25 protein-coding genes are annotated in these 25517 nt (G+C 74.5%); 20 read left to right on the top strand and 5 right to left on the bottom strand.

Translation table 11 applies throughout. The features are described 5' to 3' along the window. Positions 1-154 precede the first annotated feature (154 nt). Both ACZ3IL_RS11070 and ACZ3IL_RS11075 read left to right on the top strand, forming a co-directional pair. Positions 155-430: a hypothetical protein gene (locus ACZ3IL_RS11070; protein WP_467388842.1), complete on the top strand. Its 276-nt coding sequence runs from the start codon at positions 155-157 to the stop codon at positions 428-430. Further along, complete coding sequence (locus tag ACZ3IL_RS11075; RefSeq protein ID WP_388691288.1) at positions 427-747, top strand: (2Fe-2S)-binding protein; 321 nt, start codon at positions 427-429, stop codon at positions 745-747. The genes ACZ3IL_RS11070 and ACZ3IL_RS11075 overlap by 4 nt, the downstream gene beginning before the upstream one ends. 285 nt (positions 748-1032) lie before the next feature. On the opposite strand, the gene ACZ3IL_RS11080 is transcribed toward ACZ3IL_RS11075, so the two are convergent. After that, positions 1033-1437 (bottom strand): pyridoxamine 5'-phosphate oxidase family protein, encoded by a 405-nt coding sequence (locus ACZ3IL_RS11080; protein WP_467388845.1) that lies wholly within the window; start codon positions 1435-1437, stop codon positions 1033-1035. Positions 1438-1579: 142 nt separating this feature from the next. On the opposite strand from ACZ3IL_RS11080, the gene clpB reads away from it, so the two are divergent. After that, a complete protein-coding gene (gene clpB, locus ACZ3IL_RS11085; RefSeq protein ID WP_467388847.1) occupies positions 1580-4171 on the top strand; it encodes an ATP-dependent chaperone ClpB in 2592 nt (863 codons plus the stop codon). A 10-nt stretch (positions 4172-4181) separates the two neighbouring features. On the opposite strand, the gene ACZ3IL_RS11090 is transcribed toward clpB, so the two are convergent. Further along, positions 4182-4634: a hypothetical protein gene (locus ACZ3IL_RS11090; RefSeq protein WP_467388849.1), complete on the bottom strand. Its 453-nt coding sequence runs from the start codon at positions 4632-4634 to the stop codon at positions 4182-4184. 107 nt (positions 4635-4741) lie between these two features. Between ACZ3IL_RS11090 and ACZ3IL_RS11095 the strand changes: the two genes are divergently transcribed. Then, a complete protein-coding gene (locus ACZ3IL_RS11095) occupies positions 4742-5275 on the top strand; it encodes a type III secretion system chaperone family protein (RefSeq protein WP_467388851.1) in 534 nt (177 codons plus the stop codon). 176 nt (positions 5276-5451) lie between these two features. Here the strand turns inward: ACZ3IL_RS11095 and ACZ3IL_RS11100 are convergent, their stop codons facing one another. Then, positions 5452-6624, bottom strand: a complete 1173-nt coding sequence (locus ACZ3IL_RS11100) for a pyridoxal phosphate-dependent aminotransferase (RefSeq protein WP_467388853.1) — start codon at positions 6622-6624, stop codon at positions 5452-5454. 101 nt (positions 6625-6725) lie between these two features. On the opposite strand from ACZ3IL_RS11100, the gene ACZ3IL_RS11105 reads away from it, so the two are divergent. From ACZ3IL_RS11105 to ACZ3IL_RS11180, 16 genes are all read left to right on the top strand, one after another. Further along, on the top strand, positions 6726-7013 hold the full coding sequence (locus tag ACZ3IL_RS11105; protein ID WP_467388855.1) for a hypothetical protein: 288 nt from the start codon (positions 6726-6728) through the stop codon (positions 7011-7013). 294 nt (positions 7014-7307) lie between these two features. Beyond that, entirely contained in the window at positions 7308-7829 is a 522-nt protein-coding gene (locus tag ACZ3IL_RS11110; RefSeq protein ID WP_467388857.1) for a DUF2617 family protein, read from the top strand. Between the two features lie 287 nt (positions 7830-8116). Further along, entirely contained in the window at positions 8117-9763 is a 1647-nt protein-coding gene (locus ACZ3IL_RS11115; RefSeq protein ID WP_467389290.1) for a polyamine aminopropyltransferase, read from the top strand. Between the two features lie 99 nt (positions 9764-9862). After that, the gene (locus ACZ3IL_RS11120) at positions 9863-10777 is read left to right on the top strand and encodes an SRPBCC family protein (RefSeq protein ID WP_467388859.1); all 915 of its coding nucleotides are present in this window, start codon (positions 9863-9865) and stop codon (positions 10775-10777) included. Between the two features lie 50 nt (positions 10778-10827). Continuing rightward, positions 10828-11613, top strand: a complete 786-nt coding sequence (locus ACZ3IL_RS11125) for an aldose epimerase family protein (RefSeq protein ID WP_467389292.1) — start codon at positions 10828-10830, stop codon at positions 11611-11613. Between the two features lie 55 nt (positions 11614-11668). Further along, positions 11669-12208 (top strand): orotate phosphoribosyltransferase, encoded by a 540-nt coding sequence (pyrE, locus tag ACZ3IL_RS11130; protein ID WP_467388861.1) that lies wholly within the window; start codon positions 11669-11671, stop codon positions 12206-12208. A gap of 222 nt (positions 12209-12430) precedes the next feature. Further along, a complete protein-coding gene (gene fbaA / locus ACZ3IL_RS11135) occupies positions 12431-13453 on the top strand; it encodes a class II fructose-bisphosphate aldolase (protein ID WP_467388863.1) in 1023 nt (340 codons plus the stop codon). A gap of 75 nt (positions 13454-13528) precedes the next feature. Beyond that, a complete protein-coding gene (locus ACZ3IL_RS11140) occupies positions 13529-14689 on the top strand; it encodes a MalY/PatB family protein (protein WP_467388865.1) in 1161 nt (386 codons plus the stop codon). Between the two features lie 139 nt (positions 14690-14828). Beyond that, entirely contained in the window at positions 14829-15242 is a 414-nt protein-coding gene (locus ACZ3IL_RS11145) for a DUF3151 domain-containing protein (RefSeq protein ID WP_467388867.1), read from the top strand. A gap of 473 nt (positions 15243-15715) precedes the next feature. Further along, a complete protein-coding gene (locus ACZ3IL_RS11150) occupies positions 15716-16531 on the top strand; it encodes a DUF3152 domain-containing protein (protein ID WP_467388869.1) in 816 nt (271 codons plus the stop codon). A gap of 121 nt (positions 16532-16652) precedes the next feature. After that, positions 16653-17513, top strand: a complete 861-nt coding sequence (locus ACZ3IL_RS11155; protein WP_467388871.1) for a tryptophan 2,3-dioxygenase — start codon at positions 16653-16655, stop codon at positions 17511-17513. Next, on the top strand, positions 17506-18747 hold the full coding sequence (gene kynU / locus ACZ3IL_RS11160) for a kynureninase (protein ID WP_467388873.1): 1242 nt from the start codon (positions 17506-17508) through the stop codon (positions 18745-18747). Before ACZ3IL_RS11155 ends, kynU begins: the two co-directional genes overlap by 8 nt. A 252-nt stretch (positions 18748-18999) precedes the next feature. Then, positions 19000-19866: an alpha/beta hydrolase family protein gene (locus ACZ3IL_RS11165; RefSeq protein ID WP_467388875.1), complete on the top strand. Its 867-nt coding sequence runs from the start codon at positions 19000-19002 to the stop codon at positions 19864-19866. A 114-nt stretch (positions 19867-19980) separates the two neighbouring features. After that, on the top strand, positions 19981-21303 hold the full coding sequence (locus ACZ3IL_RS11170) for a sensor histidine kinase (RefSeq protein ID WP_467388877.1): 1323 nt from the start codon (positions 19981-19983) through the stop codon (positions 21301-21303). Next, complete coding sequence (locus ACZ3IL_RS11175; RefSeq protein ID WP_467388879.1) at positions 21300-21965, top strand: response regulator; 666 nt, start codon at positions 21300-21302, stop codon at positions 21963-21965. The genes ACZ3IL_RS11170 and ACZ3IL_RS11175 overlap by 4 nt, the downstream gene beginning before the upstream one ends. A 142-nt stretch (positions 21966-22107) precedes the next feature. Next, on the top strand, positions 22108-23304 hold the full coding sequence (locus tag ACZ3IL_RS11180) for a cytochrome P450 (protein ID WP_467388881.1): 1197 nt from the start codon (positions 22108-22110) through the stop codon (positions 23302-23304). Positions 23305-23463: 159 nt separating this feature from the next. Here the strand turns inward: ACZ3IL_RS11180 and ACZ3IL_RS11185 are convergent, their stop codons facing one another. Then, complete coding sequence (locus tag ACZ3IL_RS11185; protein WP_467388883.1) at positions 23464-24525, bottom strand: hypothetical protein; 1062 nt, start codon at positions 24523-24525, stop codon at positions 23464-23466. A gap of 102 nt (positions 24526-24627) precedes the next feature. Beyond that, positions 24628-25422 carry a diacylglycerol kinase family protein gene (locus tag ACZ3IL_RS11190; RefSeq protein ID WP_467388885.1) on the bottom strand — a complete coding sequence of 265 codons (795 nt, stop codon included), beginning with the start codon at positions 25420-25422 and terminating at the stop codon, positions 24628-24630. Positions 25423-25517 lie beyond the last annotated feature (95 nt).

Here is a 25517-nt window from a genome sequence, read left to right on the forward strand (position 1 = left end):
CCTGGTGCTTCTGGTGGAAGGGTTCGGAGTGAGCCATCGTCTTATCTGCGGGGGAGGTAATGATCAAAAGAGGTGGAGATCGGCCATGACCAGGATGGTTCGTGCACTTGGCGGCATAGCTTTCGCTGCCGCGGCTACTCTCGGAGTCTTCGCCGTGGGGGAGCCGACGTGGGACACGCCGCCCGCGGGCAACGTCGTCGCTCTTCCGGGTGAGCCCACCTGGGACGTCGCGCCCGCCAGGGGCTCGGAGCCGACGTGGGACGTCGTCTCCGCCGGTTTCCCCGAGCCGACGTGGGACGTCGCGCCGGCCAGGGGTTCGGAGCCGACGTGGGACGTCGTCTCCGCCGGTTTCCCCGAGCCGACGTGGGACGTCGCGCCGGCCAAGGACGAGCCGACCTGGGACACCGTCCGGGCGGGTGCGGAAGCGTGACCGTCCCGCCGGACGACCGCAGGTTCCGCCGGGAGATGGCTTCGGCCTACCGCTCCGGCTGGCACTTCGTCGATCTCGCCACGGCCATCCCCCACCGTGGCGACTCGCTGAGGATCACCCTCTTCGGCGAGCCGGTCGTCGTCGCGCGAGAACAGGACGAGGACGTGCGCGCGTACCGGTGCCTGCGCCGCCCGCGCGGCGCGCCGCAGCCCATCCGCTGTGCCGTCCGGTACGGCATGATCTTCGTCAACCTCGACCAGCGGGACCACCAGCTGATCGAACCCGAGACCATCACCGCCACCCCCCGCAGTGCCTGAGCGATCCCCCCGTCGTCATAGGTCGCCCAGGCACTTCCCCCACACAGCGGCGCCATCGCGGACCTGAAACGCGATGGCGCCGCTGTGCTGCGCCCGTGCGCCCCCGACCGGGAGGCGCCCCCGCGCGTACGCTCCCGGCCGACGTCCCCCTCGCGCCCGTACGCCCCCGCGCCCGTACGTCCCGGCCCGCCGACGTCCCCCGCGCCCGTACGTCCCGGGCCGAGGCCGCAGCCCGTCCCCGTGTGTCCGCCGGGCCGGGAGGCCCTTCCGCGGTCCCGCGCGGGGTCAGGCGCGGCCCATCGCCCGGGTGAGGGCGATCTCGATGACGACCCGGTCCGGGTTCGGGGACGGGGTGCGCCCGTACCGCTCGGCGTAGCGGGCGACGGCGTCCGCCACGGCCTCCGGCTCCGTGCGGACGCGGGCGACGCCCTCCAGGGTGGCCCAGCGCCCCCGGTCGACCTGGCAGACCGCGACCCGCGCGCCCTCCGGGCCCGCCGCCAGGACGTTGGCGACCTTCCGGCTCTTCCCGTTGGTGATCACGCGCGCGTACCCGTTCGCGGGGTCGTACGTGACGCCGACCGCCACCACGTGCGGCGTGCCGTCCGGGCGGGGGGTGGTGAGGGTGCACATGTGACGTTCGCGCCAGAAGGCGAGGTACGAGTCGGTGGGGTTCCTGGGGTCCGTTGCCATGACCGGAAACTACCCGGGCGGGATTCCCTCCGCCGACTTGAGCGAACCAGGCTCAAGTTTGTGTACTCTGTGAGGGTCATGGAAATCGTGGCTCCGGCAAGGGGCCCACGGAGCGACCGCACGCCGAGGAGGAGCACCGCACATGGACGCCGAACTGACCAACAGGAGCCGGGACGCGCTCAACGCGGCGAGCAGCCGTGCCGTGACCGAAGGGCACTCGGACCTGACCCCGGCCCATCTGCTGCTCGCCCTCCTCGCCGGCCGGGACAACGAGAACATCACCGACCTGCTCGCCGCCGTCGACGCCGACCAGGCCGCCGTGCGCTCCGGGGCGGAGCGGCTGCTCGCCGCCCGGCCGAGCGTCACCGGCTCCACGGTCGCGCCCCCGCAGCCCGACCGGGAACTGCTCGCGGTCGTCGCGGACGCCACGCGGCGAGCCGGGGAACTGGGAGACGAGTTCGTCTCCACCGAGCACCTGCTCATCGGCATCGCCGCCAAGGGCGGCCGGACCGGTGAGATCCTCGGCGAGCAGGGCGCGAGCGCCGAGAGGCTGCTCGCCGCCTTCGAGACGAACAGGGGAGGACGCCGGGTGACCACACCCGACCCGGAAGGGCAGTACAAGGCACTGGAGAAGTTCGGCACGGACTTCACCGCCGCCGCGCGCGAGGGCAGGCTGGACCCGGTCATCGGCCGCGACCACGAGATCCGGCGCGTGGTCCAGGTGCTCTCCCGCCGCACCAAGAACAACCCGGTCCTCATCGGGGAGCCCGGCGTCGGCAAGACCGCCGTCGTGGAGGGCCTCGCCCAGCGGATCGTGAAGGGCGACGTCCCCGAGTCCCTGAAGGACAAGCGGCTGGTCTCGCTCGACCTCGGCGCGATGGTCGCCGGCGCCAAGTACCGCGGCGAGTTCGAGGAGCGCCTGAAGACCGTCCTCTCCGAGATCAAGGAGAGCGACGGCCGGATCATCACCTTCATCGACGAGCTGCACACCGTCGTCGGCGCGGGCGCCGGAGGCGACTCCGCCATGGACGCGGGCAACATGCTCAAGCCGATGCTGGCCCGCGGCGAGCTGCGCATGGTCGGCGCGACCACCCTGGACGAGTACCGCGAGCGGATCGAGAAGGACCCCGCCCTGGAGCGCCGCTTCCAGCAGGTCCTGGTGGCCGAGCCGACGGTCGAGGACACCATCGCGATCCTGCGCGGGCTCAAGGGCCGCTACGAGGCCCACCACAAGGTGCAGATCAACGACTCCGCCCTGGTGGCCGCCGCGACCCTCTCCGACCGGTACATCACCTCCCGCTTCCTCCCCGACAAGGCCATCGACCTCGTCGACGAGGCCGCCTCCCGGCTCCGCATGGAGATCGACTCGTCCCCCGTCGAGATCGACGAGCTCCAGCGCGCGGTGGACCGGCTCCGCATGGAGGAGCTGGCCCTGAAGAACGAGACGGACGCGGCGAGCAAGCAGCGCCTGGAGAAGCTGCGCCGGGACCTCGCGGACCGCGAGGAGGAGCTGCGCGGCCTCACCGCCCGCTGGGAGAAGGAGAAGCAGTCCCTCAACCGGGTCGGCGAGCTGAAGGAACGCCTGGACGAGGCCCGCGGCCGCGCCGAGCGCGCCCAGCGGGACGGCGACTTCGACACCGCCTCCAAGCTGCTGTACGGGGAGATCCCCGCCCTGGAGCGGGAGCTGGAGGAGGCCTCCGAGGCCGAGGCCCGGCAGGAGTCCGCGAAGGACACGATGGTCAAGGAGGAGGTCGGCCCCGACGACATCGCCGACGTGGTCGGCTCCTGGACCGGCATCCCCGCCGGCCGCCTCCTGGAGGGCGAGACGCAGAAGCTGCTCCGCATGGAGGACGAGCTGGGCAGGCGGCTCATCGGCCAGACCGAGGCCGTGCGGGCCGTCTCCGACGCCGTGCGCCGCACCCGCGCCGGGATCGCGGACCCCGACCGGCCCACCGGCTCCTTCCTCTTCCTCGGCCCGACCGGCGTCGGCAAGACCGAGCTGGCGAAGGCGCTCGCGGACTTCCTCTTCGACGACGAGCGGGCCATGATCCGCATCGACATGTCGGAGTACGGCGAGAAGCACTCCGTCGCCCGGCTCGTCGGCGCGCCCCCCGGCTACGTCGGCTACGAGGAGGGCGGCCAGCTCACGGAGGCGGTCCGCCGCCGCCCGTACAGCGTGGTCCTCCTGGACGAGGTGGAGAAGGCGCACCCGGAGGTCTTCGACATCCTGCTCCAGGTCCTGGACGACGGACGGCTCACCGACGGGCAGGGCCGGACGGTGGACTTCCGCAACACCATCCTGATCCTGACCTCGAACCTGGGCAGCCAGTACCTGGTCGAGCCGACGACCTCGGAGGAGGTCAAGAAGCAGCAGGTCATGGAGGTGGTGCGGGCCAGCTTCAAGCCGGAGTTCCTGAACCGGCTGGACGACCTGGTGGTCTTCTCGGCCCTCGACCGGACCGAGCTGGGCCGGATCGCGCGGCTCCAGATCGACCGGCTCGCCAAGCGGCTCGCCGACCGCCGCCTCGCCCTGGACGTCACCCCGGAGGCCCTGGAGTGGCTGGCGGAGGAGGGCAACGACCCCGCGTACGGCGCCCGGCCGCTGCGCCGCCTCATCCAGACGGCGATCGGCGACCGGCTCGCCAGGGAGATCCTGGCGGGCGAGATCCAGGACGGCGACACGGTCCGGGTGGACCGCTCCGGGGACGGTCTGGTGGTGGGCCCGGCCCGGTGAGCCCGCCGGGTCAGGTGTCGAAGGCCCTGACGCGTACGAGGGCGGTCTTCCCGTCCTCGTACGCGACCAGGACGCGGACGTACAGCTCCTGGCCGTACGCCACGTCCACGCACACGTCCCGCTCGCAGGAGGACGCGGGCCTCCCGGCCGGGTAGGTCGCGGCCAGCCAGGCCGCGACCCCGGCCCGCCCCGTGCGGAATTCGGCCACGGCCAGCGTGTCCTGCCAGTGGGCGGCCGTGCACCGGGCGTCCCGGACGTCCGCCGGCAGCGACCCCCGGGCGAAGGCCATCACCTCGGCGCAGTCGGCCGGCTTCGGCTTCCCGGCGTCGTCCCAGGCCGCGGCGCCCCAGAACAGCAGGGCCGTCGGCCCGCCGCAGAACACCACCGACAGCGCCGACACCCAGATCCAGGTCCGCCCGCGCCGCTTCGCCGGCTTCCGCTCCGTGTTCCCGTCGTCCCCCATGGGCACCGGATCCTGTCAGCCCGCAGCGGATCGCCGGAAGCCGGGGTTGCCACGGACCGCCCGGGATGGGGGAGGATGGCGAGCATCCGTACGAAGGGAAATACACGGTGAGCATCGACCCGTCCTCGATTCCGAATTTCGGGGGCCAGCCCCAGCCTCAGGCCGCAGGACCGGCGGGCCCCGTCGTCCCCGACCAGGACCTCGTCAAGCAGCTCCTCGACCAGATGGAACTGAAGTACGTCGTCGACGACGAAGGCGACCTCGCGGCTCCGTGGGAGGAGTTCCGAACCTACTTCATGTTCCGCGGCGAGGAGGAGCAGCAGGTCTTCTCGGTCCGGACGTTCTACGACCGCCCCCACTCGGCCGACGACCGCGCGAAGATCCTCGACGCGATCGACGACTGGAACCGCCGCACCCTGTGGCCCAAGGTCTACACCCACCTGCACGAGGAGGAGGACGGCTCCGCCACCCTCCGCCTCATCGGCGAGGCACAGATGCTGATCGGCACCGGCGTCGCCCTGGAGCACTTCGTGTCCTCCACGGTGAGCTGGGTCCGCGCCTCCATCGAGTTCGACAAGTGGATCGTGGAGCAGTTCGGCCTGGAGTCCCCCGAGGACAAGGCCGGCGGCGACGAGGCCTGAGCCTCCGCCACCCGGCGCACGCGAAGGAGCCCGGTCCCTCCCGTCAGGAGGGGCCGGGCTCCTTCGCGTCCCGGGGCGCCCGCCGCACCGGCCCCACCGGGGGGACGGGCCGCGGAGCGCGGGGAGCGGACCCGTGGACACGGCGGAACCGGCGGCGGACGCCGGCGCGTCCGGGCTCAGGCCGCCAGGCGCCCCAGCCGGGCGACGGCCTCGGCGAGGACGTCGTCCCGCTTGCAGAACGCGAAGCGGACCTGGCCGCGTCCGGCGCCGGGATCGTCGTAGAAGACGGAGTTGGGGATGGCGACGACGCCGCAGCGTTCGGGCAGGGAGCGGCAGAAGGCGTGGGCGTCCTCCTCCCCGAGGGGGGTGATGTCGGTGGTGATGAAGTACGTGCCCCGGGGCACGTAGACCTCGAACCCGGCCGCCCGCAGGCCGTCGCCGAGCAGGTCGCGCTTGCGCCGCAGGTCGGCGCGGAGGCCGTCGAAGTACGCGTCCGGCAGGCGCAGCGCCTCGGCGACCGCGTACTGGAAGGGACCCGCGCTCACGTACGTCAGGTACTGCTTGGCGGTGCGGACGGCGGCGATCAGCGGGGCGTCCGCCACGGCCCAGCCGACCTTCCAGCCGGTGAACGAGAACGTCTTGCCGGCCGACGAGAGGGTGACCGTGCGTTCCCGCATGCCGGGGAACGTCGCGAGCGGTACGTGCTCGGCGTCGTCGAAGACCAGGTGCTCGTAGACCTCGTCCGTGACGACGAGCAGGTCCCGCTCGACCGCCAGCTCCGCGACGGCGGCCAGCTCGGCCCGGGTGAGGACGGTGCCGGTGGGGTTGTGCGGGGTGTTGAGCAGGAGCAGCCGGGTCCGGTCGGTGACGGCGGCCCGCAGCTCGTCCAGGTCGAGGACGAAGGAGCCCCCGCGGGGGCGGAGGGTGACGGGGACGCGGGTGCCGCCGGCCATCGCGACGCAGGCCGCGTACGAGTCGTAGTACGGCTCCAGGGCGATGACCTCGTCGCCCGGCTCGACCAGGGCGAGCAGCGCCGCCGCGATGGCCTCGGTGGCACCCGCCGTGACCAGGACCTCCGTGTCGGGGTCGTACTCCGCCCCGTACCGCTTCCGCTGGTGGTCCGCGATCGCCGTCCGCAGCTCGGGGACGCCCGGACCGGGCGGGTACTGGTTGCCCCGGCCGTCCCGCAGGGCGCGCACCGCCGCCTCCCGGATCTCCTCCGGGCCGTCGGTGTCGGGGAAGCCCTGGCCGAGGTTGATCGCCCCGGTCCTGGCGGCGAGCGCGGACATCTCGGCGAAGATCGTCGTGCCGAACCCGGCGAGGCGGCGGTTGAGCGGCGGTCGTGTCATGTCCGTCATCCTGGGGTCAAGCTCTGGACTTGCTCAAGTGCGCTTTGGCGCGCGAGCGGCGTGGGAATCTCCCCCGCACAGAAGAATGGGGGGAAACACACATGGGAATCGTCATCGTCGTCGTGGGGGCCCTGGTCGCCATCGGTCTCGTCTCCGCCACGAAGAGGCGCCGCGAGGCGTCGGCCGCCCGGCGCGCCGTCATCCGCCGCGCCCTCTCCGACTACCACGCCGTGTCCGCCCGGGGCACCGGCTCGCGGCGCGGGAAGCGGAAGGGCAGGAGCTGGGCCGACGGGGGCGGCGGCACCTCCTGCGGCTCCGGCACCTCCTGTGGCTCCGGAAGCTCGTGCAGCTCCGGGAGCTCCTGCGGCTCCGGCTGCGGCGGGAGTTGAGCACACGGGCGGCCGGCCACCGGCCGGCCGCCGACCGGCCGCCGACCGGCCGCCGACCGGCCGCCGACCGGTTTTGATTGAACAAGTGAACTGTAAGGGCCCCGAAGGGGTTGGAAAACACAGCAAGTTGGGTAAAAACACTGCGACTCGTCCGACGAGCGTGGTTCTCTCGCTCCTGACAGAGACAGCCCTCGGACCGTGTGTGGACCCGAGCCGGCGATTCCCCACTCCCGCTGAACCCTTCACCGGGGCGCCCCCGGCCCACCCGCCAAACCGTGTTTGCGGAGCCGACCCATGCTCACCACCCTGAAGACCTCCTACACCGACACGCGCGCGGCCGACCTGGCCTGGGCCCTCGGGCGGGAACCACTGCCCTCGCTCGCCGTGCTCGACCTCGAACTCACCGGCGCGAAGATTCAGTTGAGGCTCCTAGGCGCCTCCCACCAGGTCCTCCTGGAGGAGGAGGGGCGCACCTGTTCGGAGACCGTGGCGTGCATGCCCGGCAGCAGCACCCCGCTCCCGCTCGGCGTGTCCAAGCGCGTCAACGGCTGGGAGTACGAGTTCGCCGCGCGCGTCGAGACGCTCTCCAGCGGCTCCTTCGCGGGCCGGGCCCAGGAACTGCTCGCCCTCGTCGCCGACCACCCCCACGGACTCGCGGGCACCTTCCCCGGCTCCCCGCACGCCTTCACCGCGATGCTGGCCCACCGCCACGAGGGCCAGGTGCGCTGGCGCACCTGGCACGCCTACCCGCAGGAAGGGCAGTTGGTGGTGACCCGGACCAGGGTCGGCGCGCGGATGCCGTCGGTCGTGTCCTGAGCCGAGGTGCCGTCGGCCGTGTCCTGGGCTGAGGTGCCGTCGGCCGTGTCCTGGGCCGAGGTGCCGCCGGCCGCGCCCCGGGCGCCCGTGCGCGCCGGACGAAAGCCGGGACCGGTGGTCCGGCGGCCGCCCGGACCGCGCCCCGGGCGGCCGTGTGCGCCTCCTCCGGAACCCATGCGCGGCACACCCCCGTGCGCCCCCCGGTGCGCCCGGTGCACTCGCATGGGTGACAGGAGGCGTACGGGGAGTGACGTAGCGTTACGACCATGATCGAGCCGACCGTGACCATGCCGCCCGGGCGGGTGAGACGGCCGCCCACCCGGCCGCCCGCCCGACGGCCCGTACGACCCCGGGGGACGGTGCGGTTCCCGGTCCTCGCGGTGGTCTTCGTCTGCGCAGCCTGCGGCCTGGTCTACGAACTCGAACTGGTGGCGCTCGCCTCCTACCTGATCGGGGACTCGGTCACCCAGGCCTCCGTCGTGCTCTCCGTGATGGTCTTCGCGATGGGGGTGGGCTCGCTCCTCGCCAAACGGCTGCGCTGTCGCGCCGCCGTCGGCTTCGGCCTGGTCGAGGCCGGGCTCGCGCTCGTCGGCGGCTGCTCGGCGATGGCGCTGTACGCGGCCTTCGCCTGGCTCGGCGAATCGCGGTACGTGGTCGTCGCGTTCTCGCTCGCCATCGGGGTGCTCATCGGCGCGGAGATCCCGCTCCTGATGTCGCTGATGCAGCGGGCCGGGGGGAAGGCGGCTCCCGGAGAACCGGACGACGCCGCCGGGACGGTCGCCGACCTCTTCGCCGCCGACTACGTCGGCGCGCTGGCCGGCGGCCTCGCCTTCCCGTTCCTGCTGTTGCCCTGGCTCGGCCAGCTCACCGGCGCGCTCGTCACCGGGGCGGTGAACGCGGTCGCGGGCGGCGGCCTCGTCCTCTGGGTGTTCCGCCGCGACCTGACCGCCCGCTCCCGGACCCTGCTCCTGGCCGTGAACCTGTGCGTCCTGGCCCTCCTCGCCACCGCGACCGTGCTCGTGGACGACTTCGAACGGGCCGCGCGCCGGGCCGTGTACGGGGAGCACGTGCGGGTCGCCGTCCACACCGACGTCCAGGAGGTCGTGGTGACGGGGGGCCCGGAGGGGCCCCCGGACCTGTTCCTCGACGGCCGGCTCCGGGTGGCGGGCCAGGACGAGTACCGCTACCACGAGGCGCTCGTCCACCCCGCGATGAACGGCCCGCACGCGCGCGTGCTGATCGTCGGGGGAGGGGACGGGATGGCCGTCCGCGAGGTGCTGCGCCACACCGGGGTCCGCTCGGTGACCGTCGTGGAACTCGACCCCGGGGTCGTGCGCCTCGCCCGGACCGACCCGGCGCTCGCCCGGCTCAACGGGCGGGCGTTCGGGGACCCGCGCGTCCGGGTGGTCCGGGCGGACGCCTTCCACTGGCTGCGCGGCGCCGCCGACCGGGCGCGGGAACGGTACGACGTGGTGGTCTCCGACCTGCCGGACCCCGGGATCACGCCCAGCACCAAGCTGTACTCGGAGGAGTTCTACGGGCTCGTCGCCCGGGTCCTCTCCGGCTCCGGGCGGCTCTCCGTCCACGCCGGGTCGGTCACCGACCGCCCCCGCGCCTACTGGACGGTCGACGCCACCCTGCGCGCCGCCGGCTTCGCCACCCGCCCGTACAGCGCGAGCGGCCGCACCCCCGGCTTCGCCGCCGGCCCCGACCGCGCCGACCGGCGCAGCGGCACGGGACGGGGGCCCGGCGACTGGGGCTTCCTCCTGGCGGCTCCGGGCATCCGGCCGCCCGCCCTCGGCCTCGCCCCCGACGCGCCCCGGCCGCGTTCGCTCGACGCGGACGCCCTGGAGGCCGCCGCGCGCCGTGCCGAACGGACCCGGGGCGCCGCGCAGCCGCCCTCCACCCTGGTCCATCCGCGGTACGGCGGCTGAACGGACGGGACGCGCGCGTCCCGGTGCGGGGGCGAACGGGTGACGCGGTACGGGGCGAACGGGCGACGCGGCGCCCCGGCCTGAGTAGGCTCGGCTCCCATGGAGCATGAGGTGTTCGTCCCGGTACCGGCCGAGGCCCTGCGCGCGGCGCTCACGGACCCGGCCCGCGTGGTGCGCTGCGTCCCCGGCTTCCAGCGGGACGCCGACGCGGAGGCGGACCCCCTCACGGGCCGGCTCAAGGTCAGGACCGGCGGCAACACCATCACCTACCGGGGCGCGCTGCGGATCGTCGAGCGGGACGGCGCCATCACCTACGAGGGCGAGGGCGCCGAGGTCCGGGGCAAGGGCGGGGCGGAGCTGTCGCTCACCGTCGTCCTCACCCCGGTGGCGGAGGGCACGAGCATGCTCTTCACGGGCGCCCTGACGGCGACCGGCCGGCTCGCCGACGCGACGGACGAGGCCCGGTCCACGGCGGCCGCCCGTCTCCTCGGCCGGTTCGTGGAGGCGGTGGCGGGAGTCGCGGAGGAGTCCGGCGGGGCCCTTCCGGAGGAGCCCGGGACGGCCCTTCCGGAGGAGCCCGGGACGGCGGAGGCCCCGGCCGGCGGCGCGCAGGAACCCTCCCTCCCCGGCTCCGGGCGGGCCACCGACGGCCCCGGCACCGCCGGCACCGCCGACGAGGACGGTGTGGACGACGGCGTGGAGGAGCCCGCCGGCCTTTTCGACGCGCCGGTGCCGCCGTCCGTGCCCGGCCCCCTTCCCGACGGGGACCCCGACGGGGCGCCGGTCGCGTTCCCCGCCCCGCAGCCCGCCGCCGAGGCCGCCCACGCCCGCCGGACCATGATCGGGAGGAGCGCCGAGGAGGTCGACCACGCCCCGCCGCGCGGCCGGTACGCCCCCGTTCCCGCCCCCGAGGCGATCGGCGCCGGCGCCACCCTGCGCTGGCTCGCGCCGGCCGCGGCCCTCGCGCTCGCCTCCGCCGTCGTCGTCGGCCGGGCCCTGCGGCGACGCCGCTGAGGCGTCCGGCCGCGTTCCGTGCCCCGCGGGATTAGGGTCGGGGGGTGAGCATGCAGACACGACTGTCGGCGGGCGACGCCGAGTTGACCATCAGCCCCGAGAACGGCTGCCGGATCGAGAGCCTGCGCGTCGGCGGCACCGAGGTGCTGCGCCAGGGCGAGCGGTACGGGTGCTTCCCGATGGTGCCCTGGTGCGGACGGACCGAGAACGGGCGCTTCCGCGACGGCGCCACCCTCCACCGGCTCCCGCTCAACGCGCCCCCGCACGCCATCCACGGCACCGTCCGCGACCTCGCCTGGAAGACCGCCCGCGCCTCCGCGACCGAGGCCGTGTTCGTCTGCGAGCTGGGCGACCCCTGGCCGTACGCGGGCCGGGTCACCCAGGTCTTCGAGCTGACCGGGGACTCCCTCACGCTCCGCTTCGGCGTCGAGGCCCACGACGACTCCTTCCCGGCCCAGGCCGGCTGGCACCCGTGGTTCCTGCGCAACCTCGGTCGGGGCGGCCAGGACGTGCGGCTCGACTTCACGCCCGCCTGGCAGGAGGAGCGCGGCGAGAACCACCTCCCCACCGGCCGCCGGATCGCCCCCCTGCCCGGCCCCTGGGACGACTGCTTCGGCATGCCCGGCGGCGTCGACGTCACCCTCACCTGGCCGGAGGAGCTGGAGCTGAGGATCACCTCCCGCTCCGAGTGGGTCGTGGTCTACGACGAGCCGGCGGAGGCGGTCTGCGTCGAGCCGCAGTCCGGCCCCCCGAACGGCCTCAACACCCTTCCGCGCCTGGTCACCCCGATCGACCCCCTGGAGATGGAGAGCACCTGGAGCTGGCGGCGCCCGTGAGCGGCCCCCCGGCCGGGAGGCGCCGGCGGACGGGCGGCCCCTTAAGCTCGGGAGCATGACTGACGTACGCGCTGACCTGCTCCAGCAGATCAAGGACAAGGCCGTGGTGCACGGCAAGGTGACCCTCTCCTCGGGTCGGGAAGCCGACTACTACATCGACCTGCGCCGGATCACGCTGGACGGCGAGGCCGCGCCACTGGTGGGCCGGGTCATGCTCGACCTCACCGCCGACCTGGACTTCGACTGCGTCGGCGGTCTGACGCTGGGCGCCGACCCGGTCGCCACCTCGATGCTGCACGCCTCCGCCGCGCGCGGGCGGCGTCTCGACGCCTTCGTCGTGCGGAAGGCGCAGAAGGCGCACGGCATGCAGCGCCGCATCGAGGGGACGGACGTCAAGGGCCGCCGCTGCCTCGTCGTGGAGGACACCTCGACCACCGGCGGTTCGCCGCTGACCGCCGTCGAGGCCGTCCGCGAGGCGGGCGGCGAGGTCGTCGCCGTGGCCACGATCGTGGACCGGGGCGCCGCCGGCGCCATCGCGGAGGCGGAGCTTCCGTACCTCACCGCCTACCAGCTCGGGGATCTTGGCCTGGCGTAACCGCCGCGAAGTCGTGAAGTGGGCCTCCGGCCGCGCCGGATTCGGCTCCGACCTGCTGCTTTGCCCCGGGGCGGGGTGTTTCACGTGAAACACCCCGCCCCTCGGCGTGCCGGGCCCGTGGGAGCCCGGGGAAGAGTCTGGAAGGATGGGGGCGACGATGACGTCGCCCCCAGGTCAGGGACAGCAACAGCACACACCCCGCACATCACAAGGAGCGGACGAATGCCCATCGCAACCCCCGAGGTCTACAACGAGATGCTCGACCGGGCGAAGGCAGGCAAGTTCGCCTACCCGGCCATCAACGTGACCTCGTCCCAGACCCTGCACGCTGCGCTGCGCGGTTTCGCGGAGGCCGAGAGCGACGGCATCATCCAGATCTCGACCGGCGGTGCCGAGTTCCTGGGCGGTCAGTACAACAAGGACATGGTCACGGGCGCCGTCGCCCTGGCCGAGTTCGCGCACATCGTCGCCGCGAAGTACGACATCACGGTCGCCCTGCACACCGACCACTGCCCGAAGGACAAGCTGGACGGCTACGTCCGCCCGCTGCTCGACGTCTCCGCCGAGCGCGTCAAGGCCGGCGGCAACCCGCTGTTCCAGTCGCACATGTGGGACGGCTCCGCCGAGACCCTCGCGGACAACCTGGCCATCGGCCAGGAGCTGCTCGCGAAGGCCGCCGCCGCCAAGATCATCCTCGAGGTCGAGATCACCCCGACCGGCGGCGAGGAGGACGGCGTCAGCCACGAGATCAACGACGAGCTGTACACCACCGTGGACGACGCGATCCGCACCGCCGAGGCCCTGGGCCTGGGCGAGAAGGGCCGCTACCTGCTCGCCGCCTCCTTCGGCAACGTGCACGGCGTCTACAAGCCGGGCAACGTCGTCCTCCGTCCCGAGCTGCTCAAGGACCTCCAGGCCGGCGTGGCCGCGAAGTTCGGCAAGGCCGACCCGTTCGACTTCGTCTTCCACGGCGGTTCGGGTTCGACGGCCGAGGAGATCGCCACCGCCCTGGAGAACGGCGTCGTGAAGATGAACCTCGACACCGACACCCAGTACGCCTTCACCCGCCCGGTCGTGGACCACATGTTCCGCAACTACGACGGTGTCCTGAAGGTCGACGGCGAGGTGGGCAAGAAGTCCACCTACGACCCGCGCACCTGGGGCAAGCTGGCCGAGGCCGGCATGGCCGCCCGGGTGACCGAGGCGTGCGCCGCGCTGCGCTCGACCGGTACGAAGCTGAAGTAACGAAGCGGTCGTGTGAACGAAGGGTCCGGTGCCCCGCGGGGCACCGGACCCTTCGCGCGCCGGAGGGAGGGCCTGATGTACGACTTCGACCGGGAGATCGACCGGCGCGGCACCTGGTCGGTCCAGTGGGACGGGACCGCGGCCCGCTTCGGCGTGTCCGACCTGCTCCCCTTCACCATCTCCGACATGGACTTCGCCTCCCCGCCGGAGGTGCTCGCCGCCCTCCGCGAGCGCGTCGACCACGGGGTCCTCGGCTACACGGACTGGCGGCTCGGCGGCTTCCGGGAGGCGGTGTGCCACTGGTACGCGAGCCGGCACGGCACCCTGATCGACCCGGACTCCCTGGTGTACGCGCCCTCGGTCCTCAGCCAGCTCTCGCAGCTCCTCCGGATGTGGACCGGGCCCGGTGACGGCGTGGTCGTCCACACCCCCACGTACGACGGCTTCCGCAAGGCCGTCACCGGGCTCGGGCGCGAGCCGCGCGGGGTCCCGGTCGGGGACGCGGAGGCCCTGGAGCGCGAGCTGGCCCGGCCGGACAGCCGGATGCTGCTGCTCTGCTCCCCGCACAACCCGACCGGCCGGGTGTGGACGGAGGAGGAGCTGACCGGCTTCGCCGCGCTGGCCGACCGTCACGGGGTGAGCGTCGTCAGCGACGAGATCCACGCGGACCTGACCGCGGAGGGGCACCGGCACGTGCCGTGGGCCCGGATCGCGGAACCGGGCCGGGGCCGCCGCTGGGCGATGATCACCTCGGCCACGAAGGCGTTCAACTTCCCCGCGCTCTCCGGCTCCTACGGGGTTCTCGGCGACCCCGCCGAGCGGGAGGCCTTCGTCCGGCGCGTGGAGACCGGCGAGGGGCTCGCCTCGCCCGCCGTGCTCTCGCTGACCGCTCACATCGCCGCGTACCGGCACGGCGCGGCCTGGCTGGACGAGTTGCGCGGCTACGTCGCGGGCACGATGGAGCTGGTCCGGGAGCGGCTGGCGGAGGGTCTCCCCGGGGTGGTCTGGGAGCCGCCGCAGGCCGGCTACCTGGCCTGGATCGACCTGCGGCCCCTGGGGATCGGGGAGGCCCGGCTCCAGGAGGAGCTGGTGACGGCGGAGAAGGTCGCGATCATGCCGGGCGGGACGTACGGCACCCCGGGCTTCGTCCGGCTGAACGTGGGCTGCCCCCGCGCCAAGGCGGAACGGGGCGTGGACGCGCTGGTCGGGGCGGCGGCGCGGCTGCGGACGGCCTGAGGCCGGCCGGTTCCGGGGCGGGACCGGGGGAGCGGGCGGAGCGGCCGGCCCGGGGACCGGGCCCCGGAGGCGCCGGGCGCCGGGCCCGGAGGGGCCGCCGGGCGCCGGGTCCGGCCCCGCACTGAGGCAGACTGGCCCCATGGCCATCCACGAGAACCTGCTGGGGGGACCGGCCCCCACCCACCTGCCCGACGAGCCGGGACCGCGCGAACTGCTCGCGAACGGTACGGACCCGGCGGAGGTCGCCGCGAAGTACCCGACCTCCTCGCTCGCCTGGGCGCGCCTCGCCGACGACGCCTACGAGGGCGGACGGGTCGTCGAGTCGTACGCCTACGCCCGCACCGGCTACCACCGGGGCCTGGACGCGCTGCGCCGCAACGGCTGGAAGGGCCACGGCCCGGTGCCGTGGGAGCACGAGCCGAACCGGGGCTTCCTGCGCGCGCTGCACGCCCTGGCGCGGGCGGCCGGGGAGATCGGCGAGAAGGAGGAGCACGAGCGCTGCACGGCGTTCCTGCGGGACTCCTCGGAGACGGCGGCGGAGACGCTGGGCTGACGTCCGCGAAAGCGGCGTGAGCGGTGTGCGGGAGCCCGGGGCGGTGGCCCCGGGCTCCCGCACGTTCCGTTCCGGGCGCGTGTGCGGCGCGGCCAGGGCTTCCGTGCGTCTCGTTCCGGGCGCGTGTGCGGCGCGGTCCGGGCTCCCGCGTGCCGCGCCCCGGACTCGTGCGCGCCTCGTCGCGGGTGCCCACGCGCTCCGGCCTGGGCTTTCGTCCGGAGCGCCCCGGGGGGCCGGGCGTTCCGCTCCCGGGGAACGGACCCGTACATACCGCCCCGCGTCATTCGAGCGTGTTCGAACGGGCCGGTACGATCCCCGGGACCGCAGGAAAGAAAAAGCCGGTTCCGAGGCCCCACCCCCTCTTCCCCCACACCGGCCGAGCAGGGGAGAAGTCTGTCGTGGGCAAGCGTGCCGCATCCGCAGGACAGCGACGAACACGGAGCCGGCGACGGAGCGGAGGCGGGCGCGGCCCCGTGCGCCGGCTCGTCCTCCCCGCCCTGCTCCTGGCGTCCCTCGCGCTCGGTGGCGGTGCCGCCCTCGCCCACTTCCACGGCACGGGGACCGGTGCCACGGCGGCCCCGCCCGCGTCCGGGCCCCCGGCGGGGGAGGCGGACCCGTCGACGGCCGCGCCCGCCACCACCCCGCCGAAGCCGAAGCCGAAGGCGACGCCCACACCGACGCCCACGCCCACGCCGAAGCCCACCCCGAAGAAGCCCGAGGTGCCGCGGTCCGGTCCCGGGACCTTCACCACCGCGCGGGCCGCCGGCGCCCCCACCGGCGACAGCGGGGTCCTGCGCCGCTACCGGGTCCAGGTCGAGGACGGCATCGCGCTCTCGGCCCGCCAGGCGGCCGACGAGATCCAGCGCATCCTGGCCCATCCGCGCAGCTGGGCGGCGCACGGCCGGGGCCGCTTCCAGCTGGTCTCGGAGAACGCCGACTTCGTCATCCGGATCGCCACCCCGGACACGGCGGACGCCCTCTGCCTCCGCCAGGGCCTCGACACCCACGGCGAGCTGAACTGCGAGACCACCGACGGCGTCGTCGTGAACCTCAAGCGGTGGATGCTGGGCTCGCCGACCTTCACGGGCGGGGCCGCCGAGTACCGCCACCTGATCATCAACCACGAGGTGGGGCACGAGATCGGCATCCGGTCCCACATGGCCTGCCCGGGTCCGGGCAAGCTCGCCCCCGCGATGATGCAGCAGATCAAGGGCCTGAACGGCTGCCGGTCGAACGCCTATCCGTACGACGAAGACGGGAGCTACATCACGGGTCCGATCGTGCCATGATGCGTCTGGGACGGCACGCGACGCAGCGCGCCTCCCGAGGGGACCGGAGCTCCCGTGCCGTACGTGGTGCCGCACGGAAGGAGCGGACCGCTACCCGGTAGAACGTTTCGAGGAGACAGAAATGTCCACCTTCCCGGGTTCTCCCGACGCCTCCGCAGCCGACTCGGCCGCCGACGATCCGAACCTCGACTTCGCGGGCACGACACCGTACGAGGACTACGTCCGGGCGGACGTCCTCACCCACCTCCAGCACCTCCGCTCGGACGACCCCGGCGAGATGGTCTTCCTGGTCACCACTCAGGTGATGGAGCTGTGGTTCACGGTGATCGTCCACGAGTGGGAGACCGCGAGCCGTGCCCTGCGCGAGGACCGCGTGCCGGTCGCGATGGACGCGCTCAAGCGCTCCGTGCGCGAGCTGGAGGCGCTGAACCACTCCTGGCGGCCGCTCGCCCAGCTCACCCCCGCCCAGTTCAACGCCTACCGGGGCTCCCTGGGCGAAGGGTCCGGCTTCCAGTCCGCGATGTACCGGCGGATGGAGTTCCTGCTCGGCGACAAGTCCGCGTCCATGCTCGTCCCGCACCGGGGCGCGCCCCGCGTCCACGCCGAGCTGGAGAAGGCGCTCCACGAGCCGAGCCTGTACGACGAGGTCCTCGGCCTGCTCGCCCGGCGCGGCCTGCCCGTGCCCGCCGCCGTCCTCGGCCGCGACCTCTCGCAGCGGTACGAGCCCTCGCCCGAGGTCGAGGCGGTCTGGGCCGGGATCTACGCGGACCCCGACCAGAACGGCGAGCTGGTCCGCCTGGGCGAGGCCCTGAGCGACGTGGCCGAGCTGGTCTGGCGCTGGCGCAACGACCACCTGGTGGCGACCCGGCGCGCGATGGGCGCCAAGACCGGCACCGGCGGTTCGGCGGGCGTGGCCTGGCTGGAGAAGCGGGCGCAGAAGAACGTGTTCCCCGAGCTGTGGACGGCCCGCAGCCATGTCTGAGTCGCTGGAGGGCAAGGCCCTCGCCCTCGACACGGCCGACGAACTGGCCAAGCACCGGGAGAAGTTCGTCCTCGACGCGGACACCGTCTACCTCGACGGCAACTCGCTCGGCGCGCTGCCCGCCCACGTCCCCGCCCGCGTGGCCGACGTCGTCTCCCGCGAGTGGGGCGAGCTGCGCATCCGCTCCTGGAGCGAGTCCGGCTGGTGGACCGCGCCCGAGCGGATCGGCGAGCGGATCGCGCCGATCGTCGGCGCCGGTCCCGGGCAGATCGTGGTCGGCGACTCGACCAGCGTGAACGTCTTCAAGGCGGTCGTCGCCGCCGCCCGCCTGGCCGGCGACGGACGCGACGAGATCCTGGTGGACGCGACGACCTTCCCCACGGACGGGTACGTCGCGGAATCGGCGGCGCGGATGACGGGCCACCGGATGGTGCCCGTCGACCCCGCGGGGATGGCGGAGGCGGCCGGCCCGCGCACGGCCGCCGCCCTCGTCAACCACGCCGACTTCCGCAGCGGCCGGCTCCACGACCTGCCGGGCATCACCGCCGCCCTGCACGCGGCGGGCGCGCTCGCCGTCTGGGACCTGTGCCACACCGCGGGCGCCCTGCCGGTCGGCCTGGACGCCCACGGGGTCGACCTGGCGGTCGGCTGCACGTACAAGTACCTGAACGGCGGGCCCGGTTCCCCCGCGTACCTGTACGTCGCGGAGCGCCACCAGGCCGCCTTCGACTCGCCGCTGCCCGGCTGGAACTCGCACGCCGACCCGTTCGCCATGGTCCCCGGGTACGAGGCGGCCCCGGGCGCCGTGCGGGGCCGGGTCGGCACCCCCGACATCCTCTCCATGCTGGCGCTGGAAGCGGCGCTCGACGTGTGGGACGGGGTCGCGATCGAGGACGTGCGGGCCAAGTCCCTCGCCCTGACGGACTTCTTCCTGGAGTGCGTCCGGGCGTACGCCCCCGAGGGCAGGGTCGCGTCGGTCACGCCCGGGGCGCACGCCGAGCGCGGCAGCCAGGTCGCGCTGCGCTGTGCCGAGGCCCCGGCGGTGATGGCCGAGCTGATCCGGCGCGGCGTCGTGGGCGACCTGCGCCTCCCGGACATGCTGCGGTTCGGCTTCACGCCGCTGTACGTCGGGTTCGCGGACACCGAGCGGGCGGCGCGGACCCTCGCGGAGGTGCTGACGGACGTGCCGGCGGGCACGGGCGCCCCGGGCACTCCGGAGGCTCCGGAGGCGTGACCACGCCGGGACCTTCCGGGACCACCGGGTTCCGGAAGGTCCCGGAAGGTCCCCGGCAGGTCCCGGAGGGCCGGGCAGGTCCCGGCGGGTCTCCAGGGGCCGCCCGCGGCAGGTCCCCAGGGGCCGCCCGGCGGGCCCCCGGGAGCCCGGGGCGCCCCGGACCGGCGACCGTCAGGACCGGGGGCCCCGGTCCTGGTACCGTCCCCGCAGGTCAGGCCGGACCGGCCCCGTACCGGAGAGGTTGGAGAGCCCATGGACCCCGCCGCGCGCGACGCCGCCGAAGAGGCGTCGGCCTTCTCGCACCCGGCCGTCGCCCCGGACGCCTCCGCCGCGTACGGCGGCCACCCGGACCAGGTGGTCGACTTCTACGCCCCGCGCGACGGGCGCGTCCGGGCCCCGCTCGTCGTCGCCCTGCACGGCGGCGCCTGGCGGGCACCGTACGACCGGCGGCACCTCTCCCCGTTCGCGGACTTCCTGGCCCGGCGCGGCTTCGCCGTCGCCAGCGTCGAGTACCGGCGCGGCGGCGGCCTCCCCCGTCAGGGTGGCGCGGCCCCGGTCGCCGGGCGCTGGCCCGAGACCTTCGACGACGTGGCCGCCGCCCTGGACGCCGTGCCGGAACTCGCCGCCGCGCACCTGCCGGGGGCCGACACGGGCCGGATCGTGCTCACCGGGCACTCGGCCGGCGGCCACCTCGCCCTGTGGGCCGCCGCCCGGCACGTCCTGCCCGCCGGCTCCCCGTGGCGGCTCCCGGCCCCGCCCGCGCTGCGCGGCGTCGTCGCCCTCGCCCCGATCGCCCACTTCGGGAGGGCGACCGAGCTGGGGGTGTGCGGCGGCGCGGTCACCGAACTCCTCGGCGGACCCGGCGCGTACGAGGAGCGGGCGGCCTCCGCCGACCCCGCCCGCCTCCTCCCGACCGGGATCGCGACCACCGTCGTCCAGGGCCGCGAGGACGTCGTCGTGCCGTACGCCGTCGCCGACGCGTTCGCGGAGGCGGCCGCGGCGGCGGGCGAGACGGTCGGCCTGACGCTCCTGGAGGACGCCGGCCACTTCCCGCCGATCGACCCGTCGGCGGACGCGTGCGCGGTGGTCGCGGAGGAGATCGCCCAGCTGGCCTGGTGACGGGACCGGCCCCGCGCCGGCCCCGGCGGCGGCGCGGGGGACTCCGTAGTACTCAGGGGGGACGGGGGAGAATCCGTACGCGGTGGGACGACCCGGTCCCCCCGCCCCCGTACCGTGATCCGGGTGACTCAGACACAGACCCCCGGGACGAGCCGCGCCCCCGAGTTCCACCTGGTACAGGTCGTCCTCGGCGGGCTGCGGCAGGAACTCTTCCACGACGCCCTCGCCTACCGGCCGCTGCCTCCCGTGGAGGTCACCAGCAGGCCGGCGCGCCTCCTGCCGAAGCGGATACGGGCGCGCGCGGGGTTCTTCCCGCACGCGGTCGTCGCGTTCCTCGCCGCGATCGCCTTCGTCGCGGGGTACGAGAGCGCCGACATCCGTTTCCCCCCGCTGACGCTCGTGGTCTCCTGCGCGCCGCCCGCGATCGTGCTGCTCACCCTGGTCCGGCCGGTCCTCGCCTTCTGGGCCTCGCTCGGTTCCGCCCCCTTCATCGGCTACCTCACCGACTACGACGCCGGCTGGCCCTGGTCGCACACGACGTTCTTCTCCCACCTGGTGGTCCTCGCCGTGGTCGCCGCCCGCACCCGGCCCCGCGCGGCGGTGTGGATGTGGCTGGTGACGGCGGCCTTCGGCCTCTTCACCGGCATGTTCCTCGGCACGGGGGACGACTCCGAGGCCGTCGCGATGATCTTCGTCTCCGCCCTGGTCCTGCTCGCCGTCACCGTCTTCCAGGTCCGCCGCGAGGCCGACCGCGAGGTCACCGCCCAGCAGACCGTCACCGAGCGGGAACGGTCGAAGCGGACCCTCCTGGAGGAGCGCACCACCATCGCCCGGGAGCTGCACGACGTCGTCGCCCACCACATGTCGGTGGTGGCGATCCAGGCGGAGGCCGCGCCGTACCGGGTCGAGAACCCGCCGCCGGAGCTGGAGCAGGCGTTCCTCACCATCCGCGAGAACGCGGTCGCCGCGCTGACCGAGCTGCGCCGCATCCTCGGCGTCGTCCGGGCCGAGGACTACGAGGCGCCCGACGCCCCGCAGCCGACCCTCGCCGACCTGGACGCCCTCGTCGCCAACGTCCGCGAGGCCGGGCTCGACGTGGAGAAGACGGTGACCGGCGCGGTGCGCGAACTGCCGCAGGGCGTGGAGCTCTCCGCGTACCGGATCGTCCAGGAGGCCCTGTCGAACGTGCTGCGGCACGCGCCGGGCGCGGCGGCGAGGGTCGAGGTCGGTTATGTCCTCGGCGGCCTCGGCCTGCGCGTCGTCAACGGGCCCGCGCGCGGGCTGGTGAAGCCCTCCCCGGGCGCCGGGCACGGCATCACCGGCATGCGGGAGCGGGTGGCGATGCTGGGCGGCGAGATGACGGCGGAGCCGGCCGGCGACGGCGGCTACGAAGTGACGGCCTTCGTCCCCGTGAGCCGCGAGGAGACGGCGGAATGAGCATCAGGGTGCTGATCGTCGACGACCAGATGATGGTCCGGGAGGGCTTCTCGGTGCTGCTCGGCGCGATGCCGGACATCGAGGTCGTCGGGGAGGCCGTCAACGGCCGGGAGGCGATCGCGCAGGTCGCGGCCCTCCGCCCCGACGTGGTCCTCATGGACATCCGGATGCCCGAGCTGAACGGCATCGAGGCCACCCGGGAGATCGTCGCCGCCGACGCGGACGCGAAGGTGCTGGTCCTCACCACGTTCGACCTGGACGAGTACGTGTACCAGGCGCTGCGCGCCGGCGCCTCCGGCTTCCTGCTCAAGGACGCCTCGGCCCGGCAGCTCGCGGACGGCGTGCGGGTCGTCGCGGCCGGCGAGGCACTGCTCGCGCCGACCGTCACCAAGCGGCTGATCACCGAGTTCGCGAAGGCGCCGGGCTCCTCCCCCCGCCCGCCCGTGATGGCACGGGTCGGGGAGCTGACCGAACGCGAGACGGAGGTCCTCGTCCTCATCGCGCAGGGCCTGTCGAACTCCGAGATCGCCGACCACCTCGTCGTCGCGGAGTCCACGATCAAGACCCATGTGAGCCGCGTCCTGGTGAAACTGGGCCTCCGCGACCGGACGCAGGCGGCGGTCTTCGCGTACGAGGCGGGTCTGGTGAGGGTCGGCGGCTGAGGCCCGGCCGGGACCGGGCCGGGACCCGGCCGGGGCGGGTCCCGGCGGCGCGGTCCGTACGGGCCCGGCCCGGCGGCCGGACCCGCGCGGGGGCGCCGTCCGGCGGGGGTCGGGGGCGCCCGCGGGTGGGTAGCGTCCGTCCATGGACGCCACCGACACCGCGTACGACCCCTGGTCCGCCGAGTTCGTCGCGGACCCGTACCCCGCCTACGCCGAGCTGAGGGCCGCGGGCCCCGTCCACTGGTACGGACCGTCCCGCCAGTGGCTGGTCCCGCGCCACGAGGACGTCTCGGCGCTCCTCCGGGACCGGCGGCTCGGCCGGACCTACACGCACCGGTTCACCCACGAGGAGTTCGGGCAGGAGCCCCCGGACGCCGCCCACGAGCCCTTCCACACGCTCAACGACCACGGGCTGCTCGACCTGGAGGGGGCCGACCACACCCGCATCCGGCGGCTCGTCTCGAAGGCGTTCACGCCGAGGACGGTGGAGGGCCTGGCCCCGACGGTGCGGCGGCTCGCCGCCGATCTGGTCGGGGGACTGGTGGCGGCGGGCGGCGGCGACCTCCAGGCCGAGGTCGCGGAACCCCTGCCGGTGGCGGTGATCGCGGAGATGCTGGGCATCCCGGAGGAGGACGAGGGGCGGGCACGGTTGCGGCCCTGGTCCGCGGCGATCTGCGGAATGTACGAGTTGAACCCCTCGGAGGAGACGGCACGGCGGGCCGTCGAGGCGTCGGTGGAGTTCTCGGACTACCTGCGGGAACTGATCGCGAGGCGCCGCGCGCACCCCGGGGACGACCTGCTCTCGGCGCTGGCCGGGGTCCCGGAGCTGACCGAGCAGGAGACGATCTCCACCTGCGTCCTCCTCCTGAACGCGGGCCACGAGGCCACGGTGAACACCACGGTGAACGGGTGGTGCACGCTGCTCCGCGAAGGCCTCCGCCCGGACCCCGGGAACCTGCCCGCGGCCGTGGAGGAACTCCTGCGCCACGACACCCCGCTCCAGCTCTTCGAGCGCTGGGTCCTGGACGACATCGAGATCGGCGGCCGGGTCGTCCCCCGGGGTTCGGAGGTGGCCCTCCTCCTCGGCTCCGCCAACCGCGACCCGTCCCGCTTCGGGCCCACCGCCGACGCCCTCGACCTCACCCGCGCCGACAACCCCCACGTCACCTTCGGCGCGGGCATCCACTACTGCCTCGGCGCCCCGCTGGCCCGCCTCGAACTGGGGGCGGTCTTCGGGGAGCTGCTGAGGCAGGCGCCGGGGATGCGCCTGGTGGCGGAACCGGTGCGGAAACCGGGGTTCGTGATCAGGGGGTACGAGGAGGTGCTGGTGGAGGTGTGAGGGCCGCCCCGAGGGAGGGGAGGGCGCGGCCGGGCCCGGCCCGTACGGTCCCGCGGCCGGCAGCGGTACGGGACGGGCCCCGGCCCGCCTCGCCGGCCTGGGCGGTGCGGAAGTCTACGGGGCGAGCACGGGGCCACGCCTCCGCCGGGGCCGGGCGGGCTACGGCCTGGCGGAGTCCGTCCCCCCGGGGAGTCCGGCCGGGACCGGGGCGTTCGCCCCGCGCCGCCACCACGGGCTCACGGCGCCGCCGCCGAGCCCCGCGACGAGTCCGAGGGCGCCGCCCACCGCGAGGCCGTCGGTCACGGTCTGGGCCGGGGAGCCGTGCCGTTCGTCGCCGACCCAGCCGTAGAGCTCGCCCTTCCAGGGGCCGTACGACACGACGAAGGCCGTCTCCCACGTCGCGAGCAGCGGGTCCCGGTCGGGGTCGCACCGGAACGGACCGGTGCGTTCCCGGCCGTCCCACGGGTCCTTCCAGCGGACCACGCAGTCGCCGTCGGGCTCCTCGCTCAGCACGGTCAGTTCGACCTGCGGGTCGTCGACCGACGCCAGGCCCCAGTGGACGGCGGGGGCGAGGGCCAGGACCGACGCCAGGACCAGCCAACGCCAGCGGCTCCGACGGCGGGTCCTCGGCGGGGGAGCGGTCCCGTTCCCGGCCGGCCCGGGGCGTCCCGGGGCCACGAGGACGGGCAGTCCCCGTTCCTCGGCCCGCCTCGCGATCCGGCGCCGCGCGCTCCCGCCCCGTACCGGCAGCGCCCAGAACAGCTCCCCGCTGTGGGGGCGGGTGAACACCCCGCCCGTGCGCGGGTCGCCGCACCACCACAGCACGCCGTCCGGACCGGGCAGGGCCCCGGTCTGGCGCCACCGCACGGCCACGACGGTGAGCGGCCACAGTTCGCCGGACGCCGGGGAGGCGAGGACGATCACCGGGGAGTGCAGGCTGCGGGCCACCGGCACGGCGGCGTGCGCCGACCACTCCCCGGTGGCCAGGACGGCCCGCATCCTGCGGGCGGTCACCAGGGCCCCGGCCCCGGTGAAGACGAACGCGACGCCGAGGCAGACGGCCCAGGCGACCACGTCGCCGGTCCACGCGGGCCCCGGCGGGAGCCCGACGACCACGCCCCCGGCGAGCGCGGCGACACCCCCGGCCAGCGTCCGTCCGGCCCGCTTCCGGTACCGGTCCAGCGCCTCGGCGGTCCCCGCCGTGTCCAGTGCGCGCGTCATCGTGCCCCCGTCGTCCCCGGTGTCCCCCACCACCCGTGACGCTATCCGTCTCCCGTACGGGATTCCCTTCGCGCCTCCGGCAACGTCGCCCCCTCCGCGACGTCACGCGCCCGGCAGGGTCAGCCCCCACGCCCCCTCCCGCACCGTCCACGTCCGCCGCCGGACCGGGCCCGTCAGCCGGCCGTCCGCGCGGTAGCGGAAGTCCGGGCCCGAGACGGTGAGGGTGTGGGCGGTCGCGCGGCGCGGCGGGGACGACGGGGGGTGGACGGTCACCTCGGCCGCGCCCGCGACCGAGCGGGCCGTCAGGGCCTCCAGGGGGGTGTCGACGTCCGCGAGGAGTATCCCGTCCGCCTCCACCCGCAGCCGGTGGGTGCGGACCGCCAGGGCCGCCGGGGCGGGCCGGACCAGGGTGCGGACGAGGGAGCGGCAGGTGCCCCAGACCGACGGGCCCGGGTCCGTGACGGGCGCGGCCGGGACCAGGAGGTCTCCGAGGACGATGCCGTCGCTGTCGTCGACCAGGAGGTCCAGGCGGCGGACGGTCCCGCCCAGGGCCGCCCGCGCCGCCGCCGGGGTGGAGCGCGGCACGCCGAGCGCGTGGGCCACTTCCAGGGCCCCCGGCACCCCGATCGGGACGAGGGAGAGGGACCTTCCGGCGAGGTCGCGCTCCCGGCGCAGCAGCGCCACCGTGCGCAGCAGCGCCCGGTCGTCGCCGAGCACCACCGGGCGCCGGGAGCCGCGCCGGGCCAGGGCCCGGGAGAATTCCTCCGGGCCGTCCGGCAGGCAGATCTTCGCTTCCGCGCCTGCGCACAGCACATCTTTCGCGATCCGTACGGACTCGCCGTCACTTCGGCGGGCGACCGGGTCGACGATGACCAGCAGCTGGTCGTGATCCGACACCTCGGTCCTTCCTCGGGTAGCATCTTTGTGCAAGAGCCCCTTGCGCTATTGCGCCAGGGGCTTCGTCTATTCCGGGGCACACCGGTGAGGCGGCG

The sequence above is a fragment of the Streptomyces sp. NPDC014907 genome (assembly GCF_055562975.1).